At 43.3% G+C, this 25,220-nt stretch carries 21 protein-coding genes; 12 read left to right on the forward strand and 9 right to left on the reverse strand.

Annotated elements, in window-relative coordinates; translation table 11 throughout:
* The 4 genes from WBA23_RS20570 to WBA23_RS20585 form a co-directional block, all read left to right on the forward strand.
* Positions 1 to 2,198 (forward strand): PKD domain-containing protein (locus tag WBA23_RS20570; RefSeq protein ID WP_424584159.1); only part of this gene is annotated, 2,198 nt, incomplete at its 5' end.
* Between the two features lie 89 nt (positions 2,199 to 2,287).
* Positions 2,288 to 2,434: a hypothetical protein gene (locus WBA23_RS20575; protein WP_424584160.1), complete on the forward strand. Its 147-nt coding sequence runs from the start codon at positions 2,288 to 2,290 to the stop codon at positions 2,432 to 2,434.
* A gap of 88 nt (positions 2,435 to 2,522) precedes the next feature.
* On the forward strand, positions 2,523 to 2,726 hold the full coding sequence (locus WBA23_RS20580; protein ID WP_424584161.1) for a hypothetical protein: 204 nt from the start codon (positions 2,523 to 2,525) through the stop codon (positions 2,724 to 2,726).
* Entirely contained in the window at positions 2,723 to 3,148 is a 426-nt protein-coding gene (locus tag WBA23_RS20585; RefSeq protein WP_424584162.1) for a PIN domain-containing protein, read from the forward strand. The genes WBA23_RS20580 and WBA23_RS20585 overlap by 4 nt, the downstream gene beginning before the upstream one ends.
* A 145-nt stretch (positions 3,149 to 3,293) precedes the next feature.
* Here the strand turns inward: WBA23_RS20585 and WBA23_RS20590 are convergent, their stop codons facing one another.
* Entirely contained in the window at positions 3,294 to 3,506 is a 213-nt protein-coding gene (locus WBA23_RS20590) for a hypothetical protein (RefSeq protein ID WP_424584163.1), read from the reverse strand.
* Between the two features lie 299 nt (positions 3,507 to 3,805).
* Between WBA23_RS20590 and WBA23_RS20595 the strand changes: the two genes are divergently transcribed.
* From WBA23_RS20595 to WBA23_RS20610, 4 genes are all read left to right on the forward strand, one after another.
* Positions 3,806 to 4,303 carry an Lrp/AsnC family transcriptional regulator gene (locus tag WBA23_RS20595; protein ID WP_424584164.1) on the forward strand — a complete coding sequence of 166 codons (498 nt, stop codon included), beginning with the start codon at positions 3,806 to 3,808 and terminating at the stop codon, positions 4,301 to 4,303.
* Positions 4,304 to 4,456: 153 nt separating this feature from the next.
* A complete protein-coding gene (locus WBA23_RS20600) occupies positions 4,457 to 4,984 on the forward strand; it encodes a phosphoribosyltransferase family protein (protein ID WP_424584165.1) in 528 nt (175 codons plus the stop codon).
* A 174-nt stretch (positions 4,985 to 5,158) separates the two neighbouring features.
* On the forward strand, positions 5,159 to 6,598 hold the full coding sequence (locus WBA23_RS20605) for a sensor histidine kinase (protein WP_424584166.1): 1,440 nt from the start codon (positions 5,159 to 5,161) through the stop codon (positions 6,596 to 6,598).
* A gap of 274 nt (positions 6,599 to 6,872) precedes the next feature.
* The gene (locus tag WBA23_RS20610) at positions 6,873 to 9,602 is read left to right on the forward strand and encodes a hypothetical protein (protein WP_424584167.1); all 2,730 of its coding nucleotides are present in this window, start codon (positions 6,873 to 6,875) and stop codon (positions 9,600 to 9,602) included.
* Between the two features lie 3 nt (positions 9,603 to 9,605).
* Here WBA23_RS20610 and meaB read toward each other — a convergent pair whose 3' ends face one another.
* Positions 9,606 to 10,592, reverse strand: coding sequence for a methylmalonyl Co-A mutase-associated GTPase MeaB (meaB, locus tag WBA23_RS20615; RefSeq protein WP_424584168.1), 987 nt, complete (start codon positions 10,590 to 10,592; stop codon positions 9,606 to 9,608).
* Positions 10,593 to 10,903: 311 nt separating this feature from the next.
* On the opposite strand from meaB, the gene WBA23_RS20620 reads away from it, so the two are divergent.
* Both WBA23_RS20620 and WBA23_RS20625 read left to right on the forward strand, forming a co-directional pair.
* Positions 10,904 to 11,800 (forward strand): hypothetical protein, encoded by an 897-nt coding sequence (locus tag WBA23_RS20620; protein WP_424584169.1) that lies wholly within the window; start codon positions 10,904 to 10,906, stop codon positions 11,798 to 11,800.
* A 67-nt stretch (positions 11,801 to 11,867) separates the two neighbouring features.
* Positions 11,868 to 12,452: a phosphatase PAP2 family protein gene (locus WBA23_RS20625; protein WP_424584170.1), complete on the forward strand. Its 585-nt coding sequence runs from the start codon at positions 11,868 to 11,870 to the stop codon at positions 12,450 to 12,452.
* A gap of 11 nt (positions 12,453 to 12,463) precedes the next feature.
* On the opposite strand, the gene WBA23_RS20630 is transcribed toward WBA23_RS20625, so the two are convergent.
* From WBA23_RS20630 to upp, 6 genes are all read right to left on the reverse strand, one after another.
* Positions 12,464 to 13,063 (reverse strand): riboflavin synthase, encoded by a 600-nt coding sequence (locus tag WBA23_RS20630; protein WP_424584171.1) that lies wholly within the window; start codon positions 13,061 to 13,063, stop codon positions 12,464 to 12,466.
* Positions 13,064 to 13,227: 164 nt separating this feature from the next.
* Complete coding sequence (locus WBA23_RS20635) at positions 13,228 to 16,221, reverse strand: PVC-type heme-binding CxxCH protein (protein ID WP_424584172.1); 2,994 nt, start codon at positions 16,219 to 16,221, stop codon at positions 13,228 to 13,230.
* A gap of 56 nt (positions 16,222 to 16,277) precedes the next feature.
* Positions 16,278 to 16,778: a DUF4385 domain-containing protein gene (locus tag WBA23_RS20640; RefSeq protein ID WP_424584173.1), complete on the reverse strand. Its 501-nt coding sequence runs from the start codon at positions 16,776 to 16,778 to the stop codon at positions 16,278 to 16,280.
* A gap of 48 nt (positions 16,779 to 16,826) precedes the next feature.
* Positions 16,827 to 17,549: a PIG-L family deacetylase gene (locus tag WBA23_RS20645; protein ID WP_424584174.1), complete on the reverse strand. Its 723-nt coding sequence runs from the start codon at positions 17,547 to 17,549 to the stop codon at positions 16,827 to 16,829.
* Positions 17,550 to 17,780: 231 nt separating this feature from the next.
* Positions 17,781 to 18,737, reverse strand: coding sequence for a calcium/sodium antiporter (locus WBA23_RS20650; protein ID WP_424584175.1), 957 nt, complete (start codon positions 18,735 to 18,737; stop codon positions 17,781 to 17,783).
* Between the two features lie 9 nt (positions 18,738 to 18,746).
* Positions 18,747 to 19,412: a uracil phosphoribosyltransferase gene (gene upp / locus WBA23_RS20655; protein ID WP_424584176.1), complete on the reverse strand. Its 666-nt coding sequence runs from the start codon at positions 19,410 to 19,412 to the stop codon at positions 18,747 to 18,749.
* Positions 19,413 to 19,769: 357 nt separating this feature from the next.
* On the opposite strand from upp, the gene WBA23_RS20660 reads away from it, so the two are divergent.
* A complete protein-coding gene (locus WBA23_RS20660) occupies positions 19,770 to 21,773 on the forward strand; it encodes an amylo-alpha-1,6-glucosidase (RefSeq protein ID WP_424584177.1) in 2,004 nt (667 codons plus the stop codon).
* 60 nt (positions 21,774 to 21,833) lie between these two features.
* Complete coding sequence (gene glgP / locus WBA23_RS20665) at positions 21,834 to 24,431, forward strand: alpha-glucan family phosphorylase (protein ID WP_424584178.1); 2,598 nt, start codon at positions 21,834 to 21,836, stop codon at positions 24,429 to 24,431.
* Between the two features lie 30 nt (positions 24,432 to 24,461).
* Here the strand turns inward: glgP and WBA23_RS20670 are convergent, their stop codons facing one another.
* Positions 24,462 to 24,866, reverse strand: a complete 405-nt coding sequence (locus tag WBA23_RS20670; RefSeq protein ID WP_424584179.1) for a hypothetical protein — start codon at positions 24,864 to 24,866, stop codon at positions 24,462 to 24,464.
* Positions 24,867 to 25,220 lie beyond the last annotated feature (354 nt).

Below are 25,220 nucleotides of genomic sequence, written 5' to 3' on the forward strand. Positions count from 1 at the left end.
CCTACTCTGTCACCCTCGAAGTAGAATCGGGTAATGGCTGTGGACAAAGGCTTGCCAAAGAAGTCACCATTTACGAACCGCCCGATCCTAACTTTTCCCTTCCGACGGGGCAGGTTTGTACGAATGGGGCTGTCGCTTTCAATAATCTGACGGACGCTAAAGGGGCCGATATAGATAGTTTAATTACTTACCAGTGGTTGGTAGATGGCGAACTGGTGTCGGAAGAAGCTGATCCGAATATTGTGTTTGCGGAGGGAGGAAATAAAACCTTGCAGTTAGTGGCCAGTATTCCGGGCTGTACCGAGACTTTTGAAACTACGGTTAATGTGATACAGGGACCAACGGTCGATTTTGGCCTTCCGGCTCAGCTATGTGCGGGGGAAGTCATCACGCTGGAGAATCAAACGACGGGAGATAATGTTACGGACTATGAGTGGAGCTTTGGCGACGGGGGTACTCTGGAAACGCTGTCGGCGGAAGCAGTGGAGTATACATTTGCTGAGGCGGGTACCTATGACATTGCCCTTACTGCTAATACCTCTCCCGGTTGTGCCAATGTGTCGCGTCAAACTGTTACGGTCTACGAACAACCGACGGTGGGCTTCATTTCTGATGTAGCCTGTGCCGGAGTAGTTACCCTTTTCACCGATACTACTACGGCGGGTAGCAACGCTAATATTATTGGTTGGAGCTGGGACTTTGGCGATGGTAGTGAACTGGCTGACGAACGTAATCCTACGCATACTTTTTTGCAGGCCGGAACCTACTCCGTTACCCTAACTACGCAATCTAGCGGAGGCTGTGCGGCTACGGCAACGCAGACCGTCACAGTAGAAAGTCCGGTAAGTCCAGCATTTACGGCAGGGCGGGTTTGTCCATCTGAGGGCGATCCGTTTTTGTATCAATTCAACGATAGCTCTACGGTGGTAGCGGGCGAGATTATTACGCAACGGCTGTGGACAATTAATGGTGAAAATTTTACTGATGCTGTCGTAACCTACCCGTTTGCCGAACCAGGAACCTATGCGGTGTCGCTGACGGCCTTTGCTTCGTCGGGTTGCAACGCGGTGCGCACGGACTCTATTGAGGTGCCAGCCTTGCCTCAGATTCGGTTTCAAGCAGCTACTAACTGCGTGGGTGAGCCAGCTACGCTGATAAATAAAAGTGCAATAGACGGTTGGGAGGCAGCGCAGTACACTTGGGACATTACTTCGGTGGGCAACGTGTTTGACGTCTCGCCTACCGTAGTGTTTTCCGAAGCAGGAGAGTACCCTATCACCCTGACGCTAGAAACCAAAGCGGGGTGCACCTTTTCTTGGGATAGTACGATTGTGGTTCAAGCTGCTCCGGTAGCCACTTTTGAATTGGATCAACCGTCGGGTGGGGCTCCGTTAACAATTAAACCTACCAACCTTTCTCAAGATTATTCACAAGCGCAGTGGAGAATCAATGGCGAATTGGTCTCGGAAGAAGCTACCCCTTCGTTTACCCTAGAAGAACGCGGAGAATATACATTGGAATTAGTAGTATTCAACGAAACAGGCTGCTCAGATACTACTCGCCAGACAGTTGAAGTAGTAGATCCTACATTGGGTATAGCCGTTCGGGAGCTGCTACGCCTAGAGGGCAGTGATGGCTCGTCGCAGCTTATTTTATCAATAGAGAATGAGGGAACGTTGGCTGTATCAAATATGCAAGTATTGGTGCAATTGGGAGATGTGGTAGCCCTTACCGAACAGATTGATAAGACCCTACTGCCTGGTCAGAGGCTTAATTATCCACTACAGACTTCGCTGGCTAATATTCGTAATCAGCAAAATCCGGTTGAGTACGTCTGCACTACCGTACGCATTGAGAATGAAAAAGCTAATGAGAGCCTAAACATTATTAGCGAATTAGATACCACTAATAACCGAGCGTGCCTTACATTAGCTAACTCGTTTTTGGTGGAAACACCTTTCCCTAACCCGGCCGATACTGAGGTGGTTGTATCGGTGCTACTGGAAGTTGCGGAAGCCGTGCAATTACGCCTTATCAGTTCTATGGGGGAGCAAGTTCTTTCCCAGCAACTGCCCAATGCCCAACCAGGATTAAATACGGTAGTGCTGGATGTTTCTCAAACCCCAGCGGGAATTTATACGCTGGAAATAACAGCGGTCGGGCAGACCATTAGCCATCGGGGGATTGTAGGGTTGTAGGTTGGAAGAAACCCGTACTAGTATGCTTTCGTTTTAGTAAAGGTGGAAGCAGTTAGTTAACGTACTTTTGAGTAAATAAAATATTGAATATGGAAGCAGTTATCTTTTCCCCTAAGAATAAAAAAGAGGTAGAATTACTACAACAGTTAGCTAAACAGATGAGAACAAAAGCTACTGTAATTAGTACTGAAGAACAGGAAGATGCTTTTCTGCTCAAAGCAATGATCGGCGGATGAACGGGCGAAAATTCTACTCGGGAAAAAGTATTTAATGCGCTTTCTTGATATTTATTACTAAGCTAATGTTAAAATAACACGATATAGCATGACGATAGAAAGAGTTAACAATGAAATAATATTTCGTGTATCGGGTGATATTGCAGTGGATGATTTGCAAGACATCGCTGATCTTTTAGAATTTCGAGAGCTAGCTAAAGATTCTAAGGCAGTTCAGAATGATGTCAACCAGTTAGTCAAAACAGTAAAAGCAGGTCGCTGGAAGAAAACGGAAAAAAAGCTTAGTCGGTGAAGATAGTTGTAGATACTAATGTGGTATTTAGTGGGATGTTGAACACAGATAGCCGAATCGCCAATAGTATCCTTCGCCCTAAAACTACGTTTACGTATTACTCTACCGATCAACTTCGGGCTGAGATTGATAATCATTCAGTTAAATTAATGTCTCTAGCTGGTTATACTGAACACGAGTTTAGACGAGTATTGGAACTCTTCGTTCGTAAAATCCGCTTTGTCGATAGACAGATAATCCCTGATCACTTTTATACCGATGCACTAGCACTTACTGAAGATATAGATATTGATGATACTGAGTTTGTAGCGTTAGCTATGTATCTTGACGGAAGGCTCTGGAGTGGAGATAAAACGCTGAAAAAGGGACTAATTAAGAAGGGATGGAATCGCTTTATCTCTGTCGATGAACTCATCATATAGTAGATGGCGGCATAGAGTTAGCTATCATACAGACAGCAATATTTTCTCTGTCAATCAAAGAGCAGTCGGGTAGCATCATTAAAGTCAGGCAACCGTTTGAGCACAATGTCAAGTAATATATTGGTATTGTGAAGTACCCTATCCATTATTGGTACTTGGTAGATAAATGTTCATGTTTGGCTAGGTCAGCATCTTGATCCGACAAAAAGCCACCCCATTTTTCTAAAAATTTGGTTGCTTTCCACTCAGTTTTAGGCATAAGAGCTACCTCTACCTCGCCTTCAAAGAGAGAAGGATTGTAAGGAACCTGAATAATGCCTTGTTCGGATACTTTTGCTGTAAACCTGTATGTCTTCATATTTCTGTTAGTACTCAGTTAAACGAAGATACATAAGAAATGATTATGCAAATTGTATATCTTCCCCAACCCCCAGTGGGAATTTATACGCTAGAAATAACAGTGGTCGGGCAGACCATTAGCCACCGAGTGATTGTAGGGTTGTAGGTCTAGTATATGGTCATAAGATAAGAAAACCAGGATTTTTCCTAAGATTATTTTGATAAATTGGCAATACTACCGCGAAATTTGCTGATACATTCAGCGTTTGTTTACTAATTAGCGTATATTTGATAGAATTTTTTAAACAAACAAATCTCATGGCACATAACCTAAAACTTGATAAGATAGACCGTAAGATACTGGAAATACTCCAGTCCAATGCCAAGATCACCAATGCCCAACTCTCTAAGGAAATAGGTCTTTCTCCTGCTCCGACATTGGAGCGAGTAAAAAAGCTAGAAACATTAAATGTAATTGATAGCTACCACGCTAAGCTAAACACTGCCAAGATTGGATTAGGGATCAGCACCTTTGTCATGATTAAACTCACCGGTCACGATAAAGGAAGTATTCAAACCTTTATTGAGGCAGTGAATCAGATTAATGAAATTATTGAGTGTCATCACGTAACGGGCACCAGCGATTTTATCTTGCGAGTAATTGCTAAAGACATAGCTTCTTATCAGCAGTTGATGCTCAACAAAGTGAACGAAATTACCGTAGTGGACAGCCTACAGTCACTAGTGATTTTATCTACCTTTAAAGATAGTAAGTCACTACCCATCCCGGAAGAATCTGATGTAGTGAAAGTGTAATGTAATTACAAAAACCGGATACCGGAAGTTGAAAAATTTATTTAGTGAATAATGATTGATGACTAGTGATAATCTCAACAATCAGCCATCCCGGACTTGATCCAGAATCAGCAATCGAACCTTTGAACAATTGAACCATCTTTTACTAGACTAATGACTACTACCGATTCACCTCGATTGTTATTAAATGCTGAGCAGATTACTCAGAAAGTAACTCGAATTGCTTATCAGATATACGAACGCAACTTCGCTCAGGAGAAAATCATTCTGGCGGGAGTACTAGACCGAGGTTACCATCTGGCGGAACTGATTGTAAAGGAGCTAAATAAAATCAGTCATTTTTCTGAGGATGAAGAGTCGCTTAAATTAGTAGAAGTATCACTGAAAAAATTTACGCAACAGCAGACTCAAGTAGAATTTAACGTGCCCGTTACTGATTTTGACGGAAACAGTATTATTCTTGTTGACGATGTGCTAAACACGGGGCGCACTTTAGCCTACTGTTTACCATCTCTTCTTGAGCGCCCAATTAGTAGTCTGGAGATTGCGGTTTTAGTTAATCGTAGTCATATTCAATTTCCAGTGATGGCTAATTATACCGGGTTAGAATTAGCTACTACGCTTCAAGAACATATTGAAGTAATATTCGAGCCTGATAGTGAAGGTGTTTATCTACGTTAAGTGCTATTCTCATTTTTGCTTTCGTATAATTTTAACCTACGATGACAACTAATTAAATCCTATACGTTCATAACTTTTTTATGCATCTAAAAGATAAATAATTGCATTCAATTGAAATATTCACTTATTTTTGTGCTAGAATATCAGATGTCTCTTTTATAAGAGATTGAATTTATGGAGAGTACCCGATCAAAGTCCATTGAATCGAAAGAATATACTGTCAGTTCTGAAGGTGCCTTTGCTCAGAAGGCAGACAAGGCGGGTATTCGCGGGCTAGTGCATATAAAAGAAATTCACTGGCAACCGGGTAATGCATTTGCTACGATTATAGCAGCTAACGATATATCAGGCCCGGTGCGCTTGCCAATTCATGCGGTATACCAAACCTTTGGTAAAGGTGAGGGGCAGCTTCGGAAAATAGTTGATCTGCTACTGACCGGTGGAGGACAACGAGTCGAGGCTATTATTGATTCAAGTAATCCCGACCAGTCAAATTTGTCAGTTGCCGTTACCGCAACGTTAAATGATACAGAATCGGAAAAGCCGATAATTGCTCTTGATTTTTCACCTCAGTGCGAACAACCGCTTTCCCAGGCGCACCTTCTACCAAAAATTGTTCCTTCAGGTTTTTTAGCAGTAGAAGCGCAGACGGGAAGTATTATAGAAGCAAACCCAGAAGCACTGGTGCTACTGGGAATTACTGATGATGAGGTAGCGAACATTCCTTGGCAACGAACGCCCGAGTGGCTTCAGTTTATTCGCGAAGTAGTAAATCAGGGTAGCGTTACTAATCGGGTGTTAGAGATAATGCCTGATAAAACCTGGCTACTGTTTTCTGCTCAATACACCGAAGGTAACATTTATATGGTAGCCCAGGATGTTTCATCAATTCAGCAGCAGATAAAAAATTTGGAGCAGGTGAATGTTGGTTTAGACAATTTTGTTTATCACGCTTCTCATGACCTGCGAGCTCCTCTTCGGTCAATGCAAGGGCTGATTACCCTTCTTCAGAATGAGACTAACGACGCTGAGCGTAATAGATTTGTTGGACTGATTGAAGGAAGCGTCAAGCGATTAGATGCCTTTTTGGTAAACCTACTTAGTATATCTCGCTCACGAAGCTCTACCCCGCGGCCACTTCTAAAGATTAACTTTATGGTAGAAGTGGAACAGTCAATTAGCAGCTTTTTTCATTTAGAGGATCATAAAAACTTAGAAATAAGCACCCGGATTAGCCAGCCTTGCTCGTTTGTATCGGATTTAACGCAAATTCGGGTTATACTCAATAATATCATCTCTAATGCTTTCAAGTATCGGCGCTATGGGGTCCGAAAGTCTCGAATTAAAGTAGAGGTGAGAATCAGTAAGAAACAGGCGAATATCAAGATATCAGATAATGGAATCGGCCTAGCGGAGGAGCACATTCCCCGCGTATTTAATATGTTTTATCGGGCTACCGACCGTAGTGAAGGCTCAGGCTTGGGTCTATTCATTGTTCATGAAACGGTAGAAAGATTGAAGGGAAACATTTCTATTAACTCTCGGCCAAACCGCGGTACTGCCCTCACTGTCACCCTTCCTAATCAACACCATAAATCTTCTTCATCTAGCTAAATTAAGGTAAGGGGTCTTTTTCGTCTACAAGCTTTCAAGCAGTAGCAGTTATCAAATCTTTACAAAAGGTTACGATTCCTGCGCTAAGATTGAGTGTTAGTGCTATTGGTACGAGAATTAGCCGAAGAAATCACGAATACTTTTATAAATTACGGTCAGATTTCTGGGTGATTGTTGATGTAAAGTAGCAAGTAGTTCATTGACTCTTCTATGCACTTTACAGTTTCGCGTTTTTAATCGCTAGATAATCTGATTGATGTTAATCTAAGCAGGTGTGTTACGTAAAATTGGTTTCTTTCTGATTGGACTACTACTGGTAGCTGCCGGAATTATTGGCTATCAGGAATACGTTGCTGAACCAACGTTGCTAACTGCTGACCAATTAGTGGCTGAAGATGCCTTGTGGGTATATCATTCTAAAAGTTTCCCTGCCAATTGGGCTGACATGCAGCATAGCCCATTAGGTCGGCTTATTGCTTCCGTTCCTGATGTTCGGGATATTAAACGAGGAGTGAACGCGCTAGATAGTACAGCGCTCCTTTCTCTTCTCAACAACCGATCTGTATACATTGTAAGTCACGTTATTGGCAACGATGATATTGGTCTCTCATTCTACTTAGATTTAAAGAATACTAATACACCTACCGACTGGAAAAACCTAGTAGCAACGGTAAGGAATTCACCCGAATGGAAGGTGGAAAGCCAACAGTACCAAGGGGTTAGTATTCAAGAGTGGGTTCATCAATCTCAGCAGGTTCGCTTTTCCTGGATACAAACCAACAACTTTATTGTTGGTAGCTTTACTCCTTTTTTGGTAGAAGATCAAATTCGGCGATTAAGTAATACTGAAGTACCGGAACAATCGTGGCGAAGAATGTTATCTCAAAGTGCGTTTTCCCAGCACGATCAAGGTGACGTTATCATCAATGGTAAGCAGTTATCCCGCTTCGCTTCAGTATTCACTACTGACCAAGAAAACCGGGCTAACTTTTTGATAGATGCTTTAGCTGACTGTCTGATGTTAGATGTATCAATTGAGGATAATCAATGGCTGTTTAGTGGATTTAGTGAAGCATCACCAAACAAAACATATTTATCGGTCTTCAACGAACAGTCGGCTGCTCCATTTGGTCTAGGGAGCTATCTTCCCAGCCGGACAGCTGCTATTCGCCAATGGACATCTTCTGAAGCCAGTTCCTGGCTGGAGGAGTACACCGAATTTTTATCTCAAACGAAGGATAGTAGTCACCTATCACAACTACGGCGGCAGTTTCAAGACAAAACAGGAAATACCTTGACTGATTGGTTTTCTTGGGCAGGCAATGAGTTAGGAGTAGTTACTTTGGAAGCAAGTTCAAGTAAAGAAGACCACTTGATTATAGTAGAAATTGCCGATGTAGCTATACTAGAACAGAATCTGCAATCTTTAACTGGTCATTCGGATTCGCTTTCGTTTCAAGAGACATACGCGGGTTATACTTTGCGGAATCTGCCCGATGGTACGTTGCCCAATTTGCTTACCGGTGAATTGTCTTCAGCACCGAGCGAATACTTTTGGTACCACGATGCTACTCATTGGGTGCTTTCCAATAGCCTTAACGCTCTGAAACGCTTAATTTCCGATCAGATAGCCGAAAACACTTGGAGTAGAACACCCGGGCAGAGTCGCTTTTTAGAACGATCTATTAATCCCGCTAACCTTAGCTTACTGATAGATATGCCCCACTACCGAGAGCAGTGGATTAATAGTCTATCGCCAAAATGGGCTGAGTGGGCTAAATCACAAGAAGCTGAACTAAACCAACTCAATGAGGTTGCCCTACAATTTAGCACCATGGGAGAGGAGTACTATACAAATATGGTGGTAACCTATCATACTGAAAATCAACCGGCGAGTAGTGGCTTCATTACGGCTAATCGGCAGCGGATAGATACAGCTATTTCATCTAAACCTTTTGTAGTACGAGGGGGCAATCAGGAAATTCGGGTGGTAGTGCAAGATCAATCGAACGTAATGCATCTTTTACATCCGACTCAGCAGACGATTGTCTGGTCAGACTCAACGAAAGCGTCTTTGGTAGGAGAGGTGACTCAGATCAATTTACCCGGAAGCTCCGCCCCCAACTATGTTTGGGCCACTGATTCAGTCTTGCATCTGGTTAATCGGGCGGGTAACTACGTAAACGGCTACCCCTTTTACTTGCCGGAAGGTATTAGCGTTCAGTATCTTTCAGTTTTTGACTACGAGCAGGACGGAAATTACCGGTTTCTAATTACTGACCCGCAGGGGCAACTCTGGTTATTTAACGCGGATCGTGATAATCTGGAAGGTTGGAATCCATTATCGCTTACCGTTCCGTTAGCTGAAGCTCCTAAACATATTCGGGTTCGTGGTAAAGACTGCATTGTAGCCTTGTTAAAGAACGGTCTGTTGTATCTTCTGAACCGAAGAGGTGAAGCCTATCCGGGGTTTCCTGTAGAGCTAGGACAAGCTTGTGAAAATCCGTTGTTCGTTAACATTGATAATACATTTGCCGATTCTGAACTTACCACTGTGACCGAAAGTGGGGAAGTTATCTCATTAAATCTGGAAGGAACATTACTTAAGCGGGAGCAATTACTTCGTACTTCTGCCAATACCCATTTTCTTCTTTGCCCTGACCGACTGGAGAAAGATTTTGTTATAGTTCGCCAGGATGAGCAACGATTGAGTGTTCTTGACAAGGACGGTAGAGTCTGGTTTGAGCAGTCGTACTTCACTCCGGGAGCTCTCGGTCGAGATGAACTGTCAGTACAATACTACAATTTTGGAACCGACAATCAGGTTATAGCGATCAGTGATAAAGTACAAGAATTCACTTACTTATTTGATCGGCGAGGTAAGTTGTTTAATAACCGTCCGGTTGAGAGCCGAGGCGAGGTGGCGCTACTGTACTCAGAGGCTAATAATAAATATCAGCTGTATCGAGTTTATGCAGATGAATTAGCTGTAATCACCTTTTAAGATCTAATTACGGTAGCACTTTATCAGTTTTTCGGCACCCTCTCGGGCAGTAATTTTACCGTGAAGCACTTCTTTTTCTATTGGTGGCAGTATTTTCTGAATACTCTCTTGTCGGAAAAAATGTTGAGAAAGCTGCTGCTGAATTAGTTCGTACATCCAGCTTTGTTGCTGTTGTTGCCGTTGCTGCTGAAAATAATCAGATGCTTTAGTGTGAGTCACAAACTGCTGAATGTAGCTCCAAATTTCGGATAACCCTTGGTTGTGTAAAGCTGAGCAGGTGACTACTTCCGGTGATGGTTTTCCTGGTACGGGAGGAAAAAGGTGAAGTGCTTGCTCGTAGTTTTTTTTTGCAATCTGTGCCGCTTTCTTGTTGCTACCATCGGCTTTATTAATAGCAATGGCATCAGCCATTTCCATAATCCCCCGCTTCATACCTTGCAGTTCATCACCAGCTCCGCTAATCATAAGAAGAAGAAAAAAGTCAGTCATGTGGCGAACCATTGTCTCCGACTGGCCTACACCCACCGTTTCAATAATAATTATGTCATAACCAGCGGCTTCACAAAGCAAAATAGCTTCTCGGGTTTGTTGAGCTACTCCACCTAAATAATTACCGGTAGCACTAGGACGAATGTAAGCCGCACTTTGCTGACTTAACTGTTGCATACGAGTTTTATCACCCAAAATACTTCCCTTTGATTGCGGGCTACTGGGATCTACGCTAAGTACCGCAACGCGACATCCTTCTTGGATTAAGATCATACCCAGTTGGTCAATAAATGTACTCTTTCCTACTCCTGGTACTCCGGTAATTCCCAATCGAAGGGAATTGCCAGTGTAGGGAAGAAGTGCACTAATAATTGTTTGGGCCAAGTTCTGATTAGCAGCAAGCGTACTTTCTACCAAAGTAATAGCTTGACTTAATACGAAGCGGTTGCCAGATCGTATTTCGTCGGTATACTGGCTAGTTGTGAGCGTTCCTCGTCTCATGTTTCACAATACATTTCTTTAAATAAGTGATGTAGTACGTTGGTGTTTAAGAAAATAAGATAATAATTTAAGATATAATATAGTTTATCTACCTACAAAGACAGCAATAGTCTTAGCAATAATAGTATTACATTTTGTATTAATTTAGTAAAAAATTAAACTTTTTAGAGTATATTTTGATTGTAAGTATAAAATATATCTATATTATTTTACTATTAGCCATTATTTAATATTTTTATTAATAATTAGCGTTAGTCGGATCAATTAGCGTGGCATTGCCTACCTAAGTTGTTTATTATTCAGGTCTACCTATGAAATACTTACTACTTAATTTTCTTTTTATTTACTTAAGCTTAACAGCAACTGTTGGTCAGGATGTTGACTACACCTTTAATGTTCTCGCCCACCAAGGAGAGGTTTTTTACCGGGCTGATTCAGAAAGTACGTGGATACCTATTGAGATTGGAGTAGAGCTACGAGAAAATCATTTGATAAAGATCGAGAAGGGAGCCTATCTGGGGTTAGTTCATCAAAGCGGAAAAACTATTCCTTACCGCAAAGTGGGTACTTACGAAGTTTCTCGGCTGCATAAACAAATTAAATCAAGTCCATCGGAAGTTTCTCGGAAGTACGCTAATGCCTACGTTGAGTCAATTGTTAACCCTGGTAATAGTGCTAAAGAAACTACCCGGTCGGTAGAAAACAGAAAGCTGAAAATGTATCTACCCAATTCAGTAGACGTTTATAGTCCAGAAGTGGTACTACGCTGGAAGGATCAAGAAACGCTGACTGATGATTATGAGGTGGTGTTTAAAAATATGTTTGACGAGGTACTTATGGTGAAGGACGCGACCGATACTAAACTTTGGCTAGACTTTGAGCAAGAACCCATTGCCTCGGAGAGACTATTGATTGTAAGCGTTCAGAAGAAGCTGCACAAAGAAGTGCAATCAAGTAGCTACGGTATCAAACATATGACTTCCGATGAATCGGCGCAAATTGAACAAGAGCTTAAAGAACTGAAACTCGTATTTTCAGGTGAAGAGAGTGCATTAGATAAATTAATCTTAGCCTCTTTCTACGAGCAAAATAATCTGCTAGCCGACGCACTCACCAGCTACGAATACGCTATCACCTTATCTCCTGATATAGAGGCTTTCCACGATGCCTACGATCAGTTTGTCTTCAGAAATGGCTTAGGGCTATAGTTTTTTTGGCATCTTCTTAATTTTTGCAAGTTTCTACGCGTTACTTTAGTCTAGCTAACTTCTAACGATGATTGAAGTAATTCAGGAGGCTGATCAACAGCTTTTTCTGTGGTTAAACAGCCTGCATGTCCCCTGGCTTGATCCGGTGATGTACCTGATCACTAATAAGTACACTTGGTTTCCGGCTTATGCTTTAGTTGTTGCTATTTTACTACTAAAGTATCAGTGGGAGGGAGCGAGGATGGTGCTTTTACTCATTCTAATTATTATAGCGTGCGATCAGCTCACGTCCGGACTTATGAAACCCCTCTTTGAACGCTTGAGACCCTGCCACAATCCGGGATTGGTTAATCAAGTTCACTTAGTGGAAGGTTGCGGAGGAAGATATGGATTTGCCTCCTCACATGCAGCCAATACGTTTGGTTTTGCTACGGGACTGTGGTTACTGCTTCGCAACTGGAGTCAGTGGTTTGTTTGGGGATTCGCTTGGGCCGGGTTGGTTTCTTATAGTCGTATCTACGTGGGCGTTCATTATCCGTTGGATATATTAGTTGGTGGGCTGATTGGATTCGCTGTAGCGATAGTTATTCATCAACTCTACCGGAGGTTACGTCACCATTTGCTAAATACCCTGCCAGCAAAGTATCATTAAGTTTCTTCGATCTATTTGCCTAGTTGACTCTGGAGCATCCGACTAATATATTTCCCAACAATATCAAATTCTAGATTTACGGTATCACCAACTTGCAATTGGCTAAAGTTAGTATGTTGGTAGGTATAGGGAATAATAGCTACGGCGAATGATGAGTCAGTAATATCGAAGCAAGTGAGGCTTACCCCATTGATAGTAACCGACCCTTTCTCTACTAGCAGCTGGTTGTTTGATGTTGGGGTGTAAGAAAAACGAAATAACCAACTGCCCGCTTGATCCTTAATGTCAGTACAGGTAGCTGTCAAATCTACGTGCCCCTGCACAATATGACCATCGAAGCGACCATTGGCGGGCATACAGCGTTCTAGATTAATTCTCGAGGCATTGGTAAGCTTACCTAAGTTACTACGCTTCAGTGTTTCTTGCACTGCGGTTACCCGATACGTAAGTTCCAAGATCTCGGTAACGGTCAGGCAAACGCCGTTGTGACTTACACTCTGGTCAACCTTAAGCTCGGAGGCCATGCTACTGGCAATTTCTAAGTGCTTATTTCCCCCTTCATCAATAGAGTTAACAAGTTCGCCAACAGTTTCAATAATTCCAGTAAACATAAGATTAATTGAAAATGGATAGTTGATAATTGAAAGCTATAGGAGGGGGTTGTCTACCCGCTTCTAGCTTACATAAAACAATTGTTGAGTAGATAATTCAAGTCAGGCCAGAATAAAGGTTGCTGAAGTTATTGCTATCTTTCACCATTCAATCACTTCTTCGTTCAAATTTGTTTCAGAAAAGTTAGTAAATCGTTCATATCCTCTTCATCAATTTGATTAGCCAGACCTTCGGGCATAGCTGAGTAAGCGGCTGCTTCTAGTTGTGCAATTGTATTTCGGGCTACAGTAGATTCATTACCCGCCAGATCAGCTAAGGTTAAAGTAGTGGAGCTTTCCGAGGTAATCACGCCGGTTTGCTTAGTACCATTGGTGAGCGTCACTTCCCACAGCTCAAAACCGTCGGCAATAGAGCGATTAGGGAGAAGGATGTCGTATAAGATAGATTCCTTCGAGCGGTTTCTCACAGTAGAAAGGTCGGGGCCAAACGAAGTACCAAGCTCACCCTTCATTTGATGACAAGTAGCGCAAGATTGCTGAAAAACATTCTTACCGTTCTCTGAATCCCCTGAAGAGGTAAGGTAGGATTGATATTGATTCAGGTTGTCTTCATCGGTAGTTTGCCCGGAAAAAATTAGGCGGGCTGCACTACGAATGCTATCGTCGTCGTGGTTCATTAAATGGACCGTACGTCGCCAGCCTACGGTCGATTGATCTATCTGATTCTCTTGAACCGCCGCTAGTAATAAATGAGTGCGCTCTGATCCGGTTAAAAATACATTAACTGCATTTTCCCGAACATCCGGGGTAAGCGAAGGCCATCGTGTTAGAAGATTTTGACAGGGAGCAGTTCCGGCAGTACGGCGCAACATGCGTAGAGCTTCGTTTTGTACACTGCTGGCGTGCTGCGGAGTAAGCATAGCTAAAAACTGATTCTGATAACGATCTGGATCAGCAATTCCCAGAAATGTAAGGGCATCGTGTTGCCATTCGCTGGAGGCTGAAGAAGAATTAAGTGCTTGTTGGGCTCGCTGAACGGCTACTTGAGCTTCCTTTGGTGGCAGCTGACCTAAACTCGCCAGCAGATTCAAACTAGCCTGACGCAAATTAAGATCACAATCTGGTCGAACGTTCGCTAACATCGTCTTCTTTTCTGCCTGCAATGCAGAAGGCGCAATATCAGCGTACTTAATACCCTGAGATAATCCTTCTAACAGACTTGCGTACCCAGCACTATTTTCCTGTTCTACCGACTGAATAACTTCGGCTATCTCATTCTGGTTACCTTTTAAACCAATCAAAGCCCCCAGTTTTAGAAGAAAGGAAGTCTCTGCATCGCCTTGATTAGCGGCAAAATGGGTTTGGGCAAAAGCCAACCAGTGCTGGTTACCCTGGGGTGAACTTAAAGCCGCGTAATGCACCCATTCGTCAGTAATATCTTGCTCTAGTAGCTGTTGACTGGCCAACTGAGCTTCGGGATTATCCAGTGAGCCTAAACTACAAAGAAGCTGAAATCTGACCTTAGCATCCGAATCGTTTTGTAAAGCTAAAATTTCATTTTTTAAGTTAGGATACTGATTCCAATGCAGCTCAGCCAGCTTGATGGTATTTTCCCGGACACCCGCTTCAGCATCCTGTAAAGCCGTTTTGATTATAGCTTCGTTTAATGCATCTAATCCATCCAACGTCCACAGGGCGTGTAGTCGCCCAACGGCTGAGGTACTGTTAGAAATAATTGCCTCTAGTTGATTGGCTATTTCTATTGCCTGTCGATCTACCAAAAGCCGCTGAGCAGTTCGGCGCTGCCAAAGATTCGGGTGTTCTAGTAAGCCAACGAGTTCTTTACTGGGTAAATCGCCAATAGCGAGGTTGTTTAGGAATTTATCAGGATTTTTGTTCTTGGGTGAAATGCGATAGATTCTCCCTTGATTGGTACCATTATACAGTGCCCCAGATTGGTTCACTTCTTCGCTCATCCACTCGGGGTGCTCAACAATTTGTCGATAATAATCTACCACATATAAAGCACCATCCGGGCCCACATAAAAGTTGACCGGACGAAACCAACTGTCGGTAGATGCCAGAAACTCCTCTTCGCTGAACAATCGATTGGCCTCAAAAGTCGCTCCTTTGGGCTCAATTACGTCAGCATGAACTAAGTTATGAACCGGTTCGGCGATAAAGGTTACCTGCTGATACTTCTCAGGAAATAGATCGCCCAGGTACCAGGTTACTCCGCAAGAAGAAGTAATGGTACCTACGTCGGTTAGTAACTGGTGTTCTGGGTTTTGCGTGATAGGAAAAACTTCGGCACCGGGACCATAAGTAGGCAAGTACTCCGTAGCATCGGCCACTGCTAAAACTGGGTTGCGCTGCATATAGCGCGCTGCCAATACTTCGTGAAAAAGGTGGTTAGCGTTGCTGGTCATAATCTGATGACCCCAGTGATCGAAGGTATGCCCAAATTGCGACTCACCCGACATCATTTCTAGCGCGTAGGTATCCGGACGAAAGCGAACGTTGCGCCCATCGGCATTTACTGGCAAGTTTACTTCAGGATGATTAGGGAAAGTGACCTTCTGGCCTTCTCCGCCAAACTGCTCGTGAAAAAACTTAGTAGAAACAGTACCCTCATGGGCCAGATAAATCCAGTTGTCTAGGCCATATACCGGGCTATTCAGGTTGTGCTGAGGATTGGATCGGGCAAAGCCAGTTAAAACTACCTCGCGCACATCGGCAACATTATCGCCAGTAGTGTCAGCTAGGTACAGTACATCCGGGGCATCGGTAACTAATACGCCTTGTTTCCAGCGCATAATCCCAGTGGGCAAAATCAAGCCTTCGGCAAATGTGGTACTTTGGTCGGGCAGCCCGTCTTTATCAGTATCAGTAAGTAACTTAATCTTTCCTGACCCTTCCGTATCTAACGGATAGCCGTGCATTTCTACTACGTACATCCGCCCGTATTCATCAATCTCCATTGCGACGGGGTCAGCAATCAAAGGTTCGGAAGCGATTAACTCAACGGTAAAACCATCCGCTACCTGCAAGGTGCTAACAGCCTGTTGGGCTTTTTCAGAAAGAGGCGAGGTAGGTTGGCAAGATACCGTAGCCAGTACAATGGCTAGCCAGACTATAAAGAGGTTAAGTGTTTTCATGAAGAGAGCAATTTGTAAGGAAAGTACGAAAGCTACCCAAGTATTCAAAAAATTGGCTAAGAACAGTATTTTTTAGTATGCTCCGCTTTTAGCTGCTGATAGGTAGAATGCTGTTTGGCTCTCTCCCAAACCTCCTTAAAAATCTGGGCTGATTCAGCTTTTACTGGATCATGATGTCGGGGTAGTATTTGTTGACGGGCTTGCTGTTCTGCTTCGGGTGTGGGTTCTTTCTGGGGGTTGGTAGCGTATTTTTTACCTCCGCGATAGTTTGCATAGCGGCGAGCGCGCGTATATCCCATTTGTAAAAATTTCCGAGCCATATCGGCTCCAACAAAATCGTTTCGAGCTAAATACTCCAAGAAAAGCTCGTAAATCTTACTCGACGACTGACGAGCCGTATCAGGATCTTTAAAGCGCCAGTGCGGCAGAATTTCCGATTTATAGGGTTCAACCGAAAGAACCCCCTGCTCCCCTCTACCAATCTGATACAATTCGGGGTGGTTGCGGAAGTTGATACGATCAAATTCTTGGGTGTAGTCAAATTTAGCGCGAGCCATATGGGTAAAACTACCCTGACTGACTTTGGTTTCTTTAACTTCTGGCAGTTAATCCGGTAAATGCTCAGTTAAGTCAGTGAGTGGTGGATTAAAGGATTCTTGGTAGATTTCAAAATAAATAGAATCACCCACTAGCTCCTTTACCTGTACTTTCTCAATAACTTGTTGATAGGTTTTGTAGCAATCAAGCGATTCTTTTAGTGCATCAATATTAGATTCGTTGAGGCTTACAACGCAGTCCATTTCTTCGGGTAAAGACTGCTTCATAATAAAATCTGCCCCTTTTTTGAACGTGCCATCTCCTTCATAGGGTATTGTAAAAAAAGCCAGTCGCTTCAAGTAAGGAACGCCTTCTTCGCGCAGCGCGAGAAACACTTGCTTGGCTACGGCATGCATGACTAAATGGTCGTGGAAACCACTAATACCGTGTACCGGGTAAGACACGAAAATATCTGGTTGAATCTTCCGAATATGATCACTTACAACTTTTTCAATTTTTCTGGGATCCATGTGCTTAAGTCCACTATCCGGCAAGTCAAGCACTGTCATACCGCTTAATCCGAGCACCTTTTCTACCTCCAACATTTCCTGGTAACGTACTTCTCCCATTTCTTCTACGCTAAGCCCTAAACGTTTCCGCTGCTTGGTAGCACCACCCCGAGTGAGGGTTAGTAAGTAAACTTCGTGCCCCTGCTGAAGCTGACGATGCATCGCACCTGCTGGACCAAAGGCTTCGTCATCGGGGTGGGGAAAGACGTAAAGAAATCTCATAGAAAATATGATATATGAAATGCGAAATAGAAAATATGATATATGAAATGCGAAATATAAAACATGAGATGCGAAATATAAAAAATATCAAAGATCGGAGAAAGGAAGAAAGAGGACATGGTATGAAAGTAGATTGACCGTTTTCCGTACTCTCTTCTCTTTTTTTTAGATCTTATATTTCGTATTTCACATTTTTATTTGTTCCCTGTACATTACCCATCATTTATTCTATCATATTGGACCTATCACGGAGTAGATGTAATAGAGGTAAAACGCCAGCAAAATACCTCCTTCCACTTTGCTGATTATTCGGCGGGTAATCATCATCGGGAAGATCATGAACGTAATAAGTAGCATCCAGATCATGTCGGAACGGATGATAACATCGTTAACTTGAATTGTAGCAATAATGCTAGTGAAGCCAAGAATAGATAAAATATTAAAAATATTGGAGCCAATGAGGTTACCCATGGCAATATCGGTTTCTTTTCGCATAGCAGCCACAATGGCAGTAGCTAACTCAGGCAGACTGGTCCCTAAAGCCACTACGGTAATACCAACAACTCGTTCACTTACTCCTAGGGCAATCGCTAGTTCTTTTGCTCCGAACACAAACCAGTTGGAGCCGACCGTTAGTCCAGCTATACCAATAACTAATAATAGAACATCTCGCCATAGGCTGGCAGTAGGCTGGGCAGGCACATCTAATGCTTCAGCCTGAGCTTGTAAGTTTTTAGTCTCTTTTCTAGAATTGAGGATAGTGAAAAAAGTGTAGCCAATCAGCAGCGTAATAAATAGTATACCCTCCCAAAAGCTAATCAGGTTTCCCTGTACTAAGGCAAACATCAGTAGTGAGCTTCCCATAGCCACTGGCCAGTCGATGCGTATAATATCTTTTTGAACCGGCACTGGGGTAATAAATGCGGTGATGCCCAGCACCAAAGCTAGGTTGCAGATATTGGAGCCAATTACATTACCCATCGCAATATCGGGGCTGCCGCTGAGGGCCGACTGAACGCTAATAAACAACTCGGGGGCAGAAGTGCCGAAGGCTACGACTGTGAGTCCAACTACTAAAGGAGAGATTTTCAGACGTAGCGCAATGCTGACAGAGCCTCGTACTAAGAATTCCCCCCCTGCAATCAATACAACAAGCCCTCCTAAAAGTATTCCGATATTAACGATCATGAATGTATGCTATAGTTTATTTCCAAAAGCTAAATCACCCGCATCTCCTAAGCCGGGAATGATATAAGATTTATCGTTTAACTGCTCGTCAATAGCTCCTACCCAAAGGTGATACGGATGTTGAGCTTTCTCCTCAAGCAGAGAAACTCCCTCTGGGGCGGCAATAACGGATAAAATATGTGTTTGAGAAGGTGTGCCGTATTTGCTGATCTGCTCAAGTACTTTAACTAAGGTTTGTCCGCTAGCCAGCATGGGATCGATTAAGATAAGCGGCCGATCTTGAATGCTTGGAATACTCTGGTAGTCAAGCCGAATAGTAAAACCAGCGGGAACGGTAGCATCATGGTGCCGATACGCTCCTATAAATCCGCTATCGGCTTCATCAAAATAATCAAGCACCCCTAGGTGTAATGGTATACCCGCCCGTAATATAGAAACCAGCACTGGTTGTTGCTCGAGTAATGATATATTAGTAGTTCCCAGGGGAGTAGTAATCAACTCTGGCTGGTAGGGTAGCGCTTTTGATAATTCGTAGGCTAAGATTCCTCCTAAACGCTCAATGTTCCGGCGAAACCGCATTCGATCGGTCTGGCGAGTATAATTACGCAACTCAGCCATAAAGTGGTTAGCTACCGATGGCTGCTCGGCCAATACAAATAAGGATACTTGCTGCATAAATTTTAAACCAGACGACACAAATATATGAGTTGTGATGAAGTCTGGTAGTAATGAAATACGAAATAACAATAATTATTCATAAAAAATTGACCTGTTCTAATAGATTACGTAACAAAATCTGCTATTTTGAACTTCTTTCAGCCTAGTATGAGTTTAAAATAACTGAAGTAATAACATTTCGGTCCAAAAATAGTATACCTTTCTCCTTGAGGTTACTTGCTACAAGCAATATTCTATACTGATCGCTTAACTGTAAAATAATCATCAGTAACTTCTCTTAGGCTGGTTGAAAGCATTATCTTGCCAAGATATTTACTTAGAGCTATTTTCTGAGAACCAAACCATATTTTCTGGATGAGCTACATTCAATTTGATAAGAAACAACTACTTGACCTCTCATATTCCTTGAATAAGGAAATCATACGATCCAATAAAGCCGGTGCCTATTCTTCTACTACTATTGTAGGGTGTAACACTAAGCGTTACCACGGTCTGCTAGTAGCCCATCAACCTGGGTTGGAAGGAGTTCATGTATTACTATCATCGCTAGATGAGACAATTATTGTAAACAATGCCTCTTTTAACTTAGGGGTACATAAATATCCGAACGAATACAATCCCAATGGCTTCGTTTACATGAAGGATTTTACCGCTGATCCTATTCCAAAGTCAACGTATCGGATGAAAGATGTGGTGCTAACCCGGGAGTTTCTACTAGTAGAGCACGAAGATCGGGTTCTAATGCGCTACACCGTTGAGCAAGCAAGCGAAGAAATCACGCTGCGGCTGTTTCCCTTTTTGGCTTTTCGTAATGTTAATCAGCTTATGAGGGCCAATGAAGGTATTCAGCCTCATATTACCGAGGTAGAAGATGGGGTGAGTATTCAGTTGTATCCTGAGTACCAGGAAATTTTTATGCAGGTTAGCAATAATGGCAGATTTACCCCTCAAGCAAATTGGTACTATAATATTGAATATCCTGAGGACCTGGAACTAGGCGCATCTTATCAGGAAGATCTCTATGTTCCGGGCTACTTTGAAGTAAAGGCTTCTAAGGGAGATATTGTGTTATTTACCGGTGGGCCTGATGTGATTAAAGCCGGTAATCTACTGCGGATGTTTAACAATCAGACGCGAAAGAGAACGGCACGAAGTTCGTTTGAAAACTGCCTGAAAGTATCGGCTGAACAATTTGTGTTAAAAACCCGGAGTACTCCCGAAGCTCGTAAGTACGACCGTACTGATGTAATCGCTAGCTATCAGCGGTACCGTCGGGGTGGACGCGATGCGTTCATTGCGATTCCGGGGTTATCGCTGGTTCAAGGTGATCTAAAAAGCTTTAAAGCAGTGTTAGATACGATGCTTAAGTATCGTAAGGGTGCTTTCTTCCCGTTCTGGAAATACAACGACTCTCAGGTAACGTATGAGGCTATTGATACCCCACTATGGTTTTTCTGGGCATTACAACAGTACACGCATCGCCTGGGCGATCGTCAGGCAGTTTGGAAAAGCTACGGCACGGCTATTCGCGAAATTCTGGAAAGTTACCGGGATGGTACCGAGTACCAGATTAAAATGCAGGATGACGGGCTTCTTTCGGGAAGTGAAGAAGGCATTGCTCTTACTTGGATGGATGCATATATCGACGGTAAACCAGTCACTCCAAGAGGTGGGTTTCCGGTAGAAGTAAACGCTTTGTGGTATAATGCAGTCTGCTTTGCCTTGGAGATTGCGGGGCCGCGTTCTACCGAAGGCAAAAAGGTGCTTAGCGAATGGAAGGGGATGGACAAGAAGATAAAAAAATCATTCTTGAAAGCATATTGGAACCAAGAGAAAGGTTACTTAGCTGACCTTGTTAGCCTAGATCGTAAAAATACAGACTGGTCAATACGGCCCAATCAAATTTTAGCGGCTTCTTTACCCTTTTCGCCACTTTCTGATGCGCAAATTAGCAGCATTATTGAGGTAGTAAAAAAAGAACTACTAACCCCTCGCGGCCTACGTAGTTTATCCAGACAAGCCTCAGATTATCGAGGAAACTACCAAGGTACACAAACCCAGCGGCGCTTGGCGTATCATCAGGGTTCCGTTTGGCCGTGGCTTATGGGACACTACGTAGAAGCTTACCTTAAAGTAGCTGAGCGAGAGGAGGCTCTGCCTTACGTAACTTCGCTCTACCGCAGCTTTGAAGAAACGATGCCGGAACATGGTATTAGTAGTATTTCGGAGGTCTACGATGGAGACGCTCCTCACGCACCCCGAGGAGCTATATCTCAAGCCTGGAACGTTGCCGAGATTATCCGTATGGGTAAGTTGATTGAAGAATTCGACAAGGTAACCCAACCAGTTTCGCTATAATTATTAATGGGCATCGCACATGCCTAGCTGACTATTTATTTACGTAAAAATCAACACTCAATGAACATTCAGAATATAAGTGAAGGTGCTTCACCTCGCTGGAAGCGCCTATACATTCAGTCGAAGGTACCCGACCAACTAAAGGGACTAGAAGAGCTTTCTAAAAATTTGTGGTGGTGCTGGAATTACGAAGCAATTAACTTGTTTCGTAGCATTGATCCCAAACTATGGACGCAGTACCGGCAAAACCCAGTGGCTCTCCTTGAAAACCTAAATTATCAAGATTACGAACGCTTATTACAAGACGAAGACTTTATGAAACAACTGGCTCAAGTGCAAGGTCAGTTTAAAGAATATATGGGTGAGACTAAGCGGCGGTCGCCACTTAAAATAGGCTACTTTTGTATGGAGTACGGGCTTCACTCTTCTCTGAAGCTATATTCGGGTGGTTTGGGAGTTTTAGCTGGGGATTACCTAAAAGAAGCTAGCGATGAAAATGTAGATATGGTAGCCGTAGGGTTACTGTACCGCTACGGATACTTTCGGCAGGGACTATCGCACTACGGTGAACAAATGGCTTTGTACGATCCTCAGCGGTTTACGTATTTGCCCGTTGAACCCGTGCGTAACTCAGAAGGTACATGGATAAAAATTCAGATTGAACTGCCGGAGCGAATGCTGTACGCCAAGCTTTGGAAAGTGCAGGTAGGGCGCATGCCGCTGTACTTACTAGACGCTGATATTGAAGATAATCAGGCGGCTGATCGGGTGATTACGCATCATCTTTACGGAGGTGATCGTGAAAACCGATTAAAGCAAGAGTTGCTATTAGGTATTGGCGGAATGCGCGCCCTACAGGCTCTAGACATTCATCCCGATATTTACCATCTCAACGAAGGGCACGCTGCGTTTAATAGTTTAGAACGGCTCGCAATATTGATAAAAGATGGTTTATCTTACGCTCAGGCGGTAGAAGTTATTCGTTCCTCTTCTTTATTTACTACGCATACTCCGGTGCCTGCCGGTCATGATAGCTTCCCTGAGTCGATGCTTTGGCCTTACTTATCGGGCTACACCAATTCAATGAGCTTATCGTGGGAGAAGTTTATGGCATTGGGCCGCATAAAAGCGGACAATAAAGACGAAGAATTTTCTATGAGTCACTTGGCTCTTAAACTTAGTCAGGAAGTTAACGGGGTTAGTAAGATTCATGGGGAAGTTTCTCGAAAAATGTTTCAACCGCTATTTCCGGGCTTTGAATCGGAAGAATTGCATATTGGCTACGTAACCAATGGGGTGCACTATTATACCTGGACCTCTCAGGAACTTCAAGAATTTTACGAAAAGACGTTCGGCAAAAGCTTCCATAAAAACCAGTCTGATCTTAAACAGTGGGAAAAGATACAAGATATTAATGGTGCTGAGTTAATCAAAATTAAGCATGGCCTGAAAAAAAAGCTGATCAGCACCGTCAAAAAAAGGTTAAAGAGAAGTATGCAAGGGAGACATGAATCTCCGCAGCAGATCATCAACATACTGAACTCCTTCGATGAAAACACCCTGATTCTGGGGTTTGCTCGACGGTTTGCGACTTACAAAAGAGCTCAACTGTTGTTTAAAGATGTTGATCGTCTGGCGAAGATTGTAAACAATCCGGATCGCCCGGTGCAATTCATTTTTGCCGGAAAAGCTCACCCCGCTGACCAAGGGGGGCAAGAGCTCATTCGACGGATTGTGGAAGTATCAGGTCGACCGGAGTTCTTAGGAAAAGTAGTATTCCTGGAAGACTACGATATGGAATTGGCTAGTAGAATGGTGAAGGGGGTTGACGTTTGGTTGAACACGCCTACTCGTCCCTTAGAAGCTTCGGGCACTAGTGGAATGAAAGCAACCCTTAATGGAACGCTAAATCTAAGTGTGCTTGATGGTTGGTGGGCAGAAGGCTACCAGCCCAACACTGGCTGGGCTTTATCAGAAGAACGGGCCTACGAAAATCAAGACGTACAAAATGAGCTTGATGCGGCTACTATTTACGCCATTCTGGAGAATGAACTGATTCCTCAGTACTACGACCAGAATGAAGATGGAGTATCGGAGAAGTGGCTAGAGAGCATGAAAAAAACAATTGCTCAAATTGCTCCGGAGTTTACGATGAAACGCATGATGGACGACTATTTTGAGCGTTTCTATAATAAGTTGGGCGAGCAGAAGACAAAAATTCATTCATCCGATTTTGCTGGAGCTAAAGAGCTAGCCGAGTGGAAAGGTAAAGTAGCCGGAGTGTGGAGCCAGATTAGAGTATTAGAAAAATCTATTTACGATTTCGCTAACGACCCACTGCCATTGGGAGAAAACTTTAAAGCCGAAATTGTACTGGATATTAAAGACTTACAGCCCGAAGAGGTTGAGGTAGAATTACTAGTAGCGCACCGGGGAGAAGATGGACACCAAGTGGTGTTGGAAGAAACCATGAGCCAAGAGAAAGTAGAAAAGCTTGATGGCGATTCTAAAGTGCCCGAGGGAACCGGAACCATGGTAAAGTATACTGCTAATACGAAAATTAATTTTTCGGGGGTGTACGATTACGGATTCAGGGTATTTCCGCAGCATCCGCTTCTGGCTAATCGGCAGGATTTCAATGTAGTGACCTGGCTGTAAAGCCTGGAACGAAAGTAAGAAGGTGCTTTTTTAGTACACTACCTTCCGTTTCGACATCATCTCTTGGAGCGCTTCGTGTCTCTGCTTAGGTACTTTAGTGCCAGCACTATGTCGGGGCGATTTGGACTGGACAAGAAAGTGAGGGCGGGCTACGGGGGCATTGCGTACAATCTTCTGAATTTTCCAGTACCGGAGCTTCCGATGGTCGACAGCGTTTTCTGCGCTCTTGCATTGGTAGTACTGTTGAATATCCGGTTGATCATTGGTTTGCTCAGCCAAAAGTGGGTGGTGAACATTGCCCCAGTTGGCTTCGGGAGCATCATTCACCGGGCGGGGCGATAGGCGGTCAATGGAAAGGTCAACGGCTACTTCTTGTCCCCTAGAGGGTAACGTAGCCAGTACTAGAAGTCCGAAAAAAGCTATAGAAAATCGCATAGGTACTAACGGTATTCCACATTTGTGGTTATGCTTACAAGTCTAGTAGATTCGACGGCAAAATTTAGTGCAAGAGCAACGAAAGCCTGACACGTGTACGGTTAATCCTAAAAGCGATGAGATCTGGTCTTTCTTCGAGGTAAAGAAGATGCAATGGCTGCTAGCGTTCGTTTCTTTAGCATTTCGCTAAGTACCTGCTATTGATCTACTTGGTTCCCCCTACGAATATTGGGTACAATCTTAAAAAATTACAGCGCAAGTTCAGCAGTTGTTCAGATATTATTATATTTAAAGCTTTTCTAACTAAACCCAATACTATGTTTACCAGATCATTTTTGTGGATAGGGGTATTGC

Origin of the sequence: Tunicatimonas sp. (genome assembly GCF_049647865.1) — a bacterium.
In the GTDB taxonomy this organism is placed as follows: Bacteria; Bacteroidota; Bacteroidia; order Cytophagales; family Cyclobacteriaceae; genus Tunicatimonas.

Coding starts and splice junctions, on each gene's coding strand:
- WBA23_RS20670 (WP_424584179.1), bottom strand. CDS start 24,866: ATGCGATTTTCTATAGCTTTTTTCGGACTTCTAGTACTGGCTACGTTA.
- WBA23_RS20605 (WP_424584166.1), top strand. CDS start 5,159: ATGGAGAGTACCCGATCAAAGTCCATTGAATCGAAAGAATATACTGTC.
- WBA23_RS20580 (WP_424584161.1), top strand. CDS start 2,523: ATGACGATAGAAAGAGTTAACAATGAAATAATATTTCGTGTATCGGGT.
- WBA23_RS20600 (WP_424584165.1), top strand. CDS start 4,457: ATGACTACTACCGATTCACCTCGATTGTTATTAAATGCTGAGCAGATT.
- WBA23_RS20620 (WP_424584169.1), top strand. CDS start 10,904: ATGAAATACTTACTACTTAATTTTCTTTTTATTTACTTAAGCTTAACA.
- WBA23_RS20635 (WP_424584172.1), bottom strand. CDS start 16,221: ATGAAAACACTTAACCTCTTTATAGTCTGGCTAGCCATTGTACTGGCT.
- WBA23_RS20625 (WP_424584170.1), top strand. CDS start 11,868: ATGATTGAAGTAATTCAGGAGGCTGATCAACAGCTTTTTCTGTGGTTA.
- WBA23_RS20660 (WP_424584177.1), top strand. CDS start 19,770: ATGAGCTACATTCAATTTGATAAGAAACAACTACTTGACCTCTCATAT.
- WBA23_RS20595 (WP_424584164.1), top strand. CDS start 3,806: ATGGCACATAACCTAAAACTTGATAAGATAGACCGTAAGATACTGGAA.
- WBA23_RS20575 (WP_424584160.1), top strand. CDS start 2,288: ATGGAAGCAGTTATCTTTTCCCCTAAGAATAAAAAAGAGGTAGAATTA.
- upp (WP_424584176.1), bottom strand. CDS start 19,412: ATGCAGCAAGTATCCTTATTTGTATTGGCCGAGCAGCCATCGGTAGCT.
- WBA23_RS20650 (WP_424584175.1), bottom strand. CDS start 18,737: ATGATCGTTAATATCGGAATACTTTTAGGAGGGCTTGTTGTATTGATT.
- WBA23_RS20590 (WP_424584163.1), bottom strand. CDS start 3,506: ATGAAGACATACAGGTTTACAGCAAAAGTATCCGAACAAGGCATTATT.
- meaB (WP_424584168.1), bottom strand. CDS start 10,592: ATGAGACGAGGAACGCTCACAACTAGCCAGTATACCGACGAAATACGA.
- WBA23_RS20630 (WP_424584171.1), bottom strand. CDS start 13,063: ATGTTTACTGGAATTATTGAAACTGTTGGCGAACTTGTTAACTCTATT.
- WBA23_RS20645 (WP_424584174.1), bottom strand. CDS start 17,549: ATGAGATTTCTTTACGTCTTTCCCCACCCCGATGACGAAGCCTTTGGT.
- WBA23_RS20640 (WP_424584173.1), bottom strand. CDS start 16,778: ATGGCTCGCGCTAAATTTGACTACACCCAAGAATTTGATCGTATCAAC.
- glgP (WP_424584178.1), top strand. CDS start 21,834: ATGAACATTCAGAATATAAGTGAAGGTGCTTCACCTCGCTGGAAGCGC.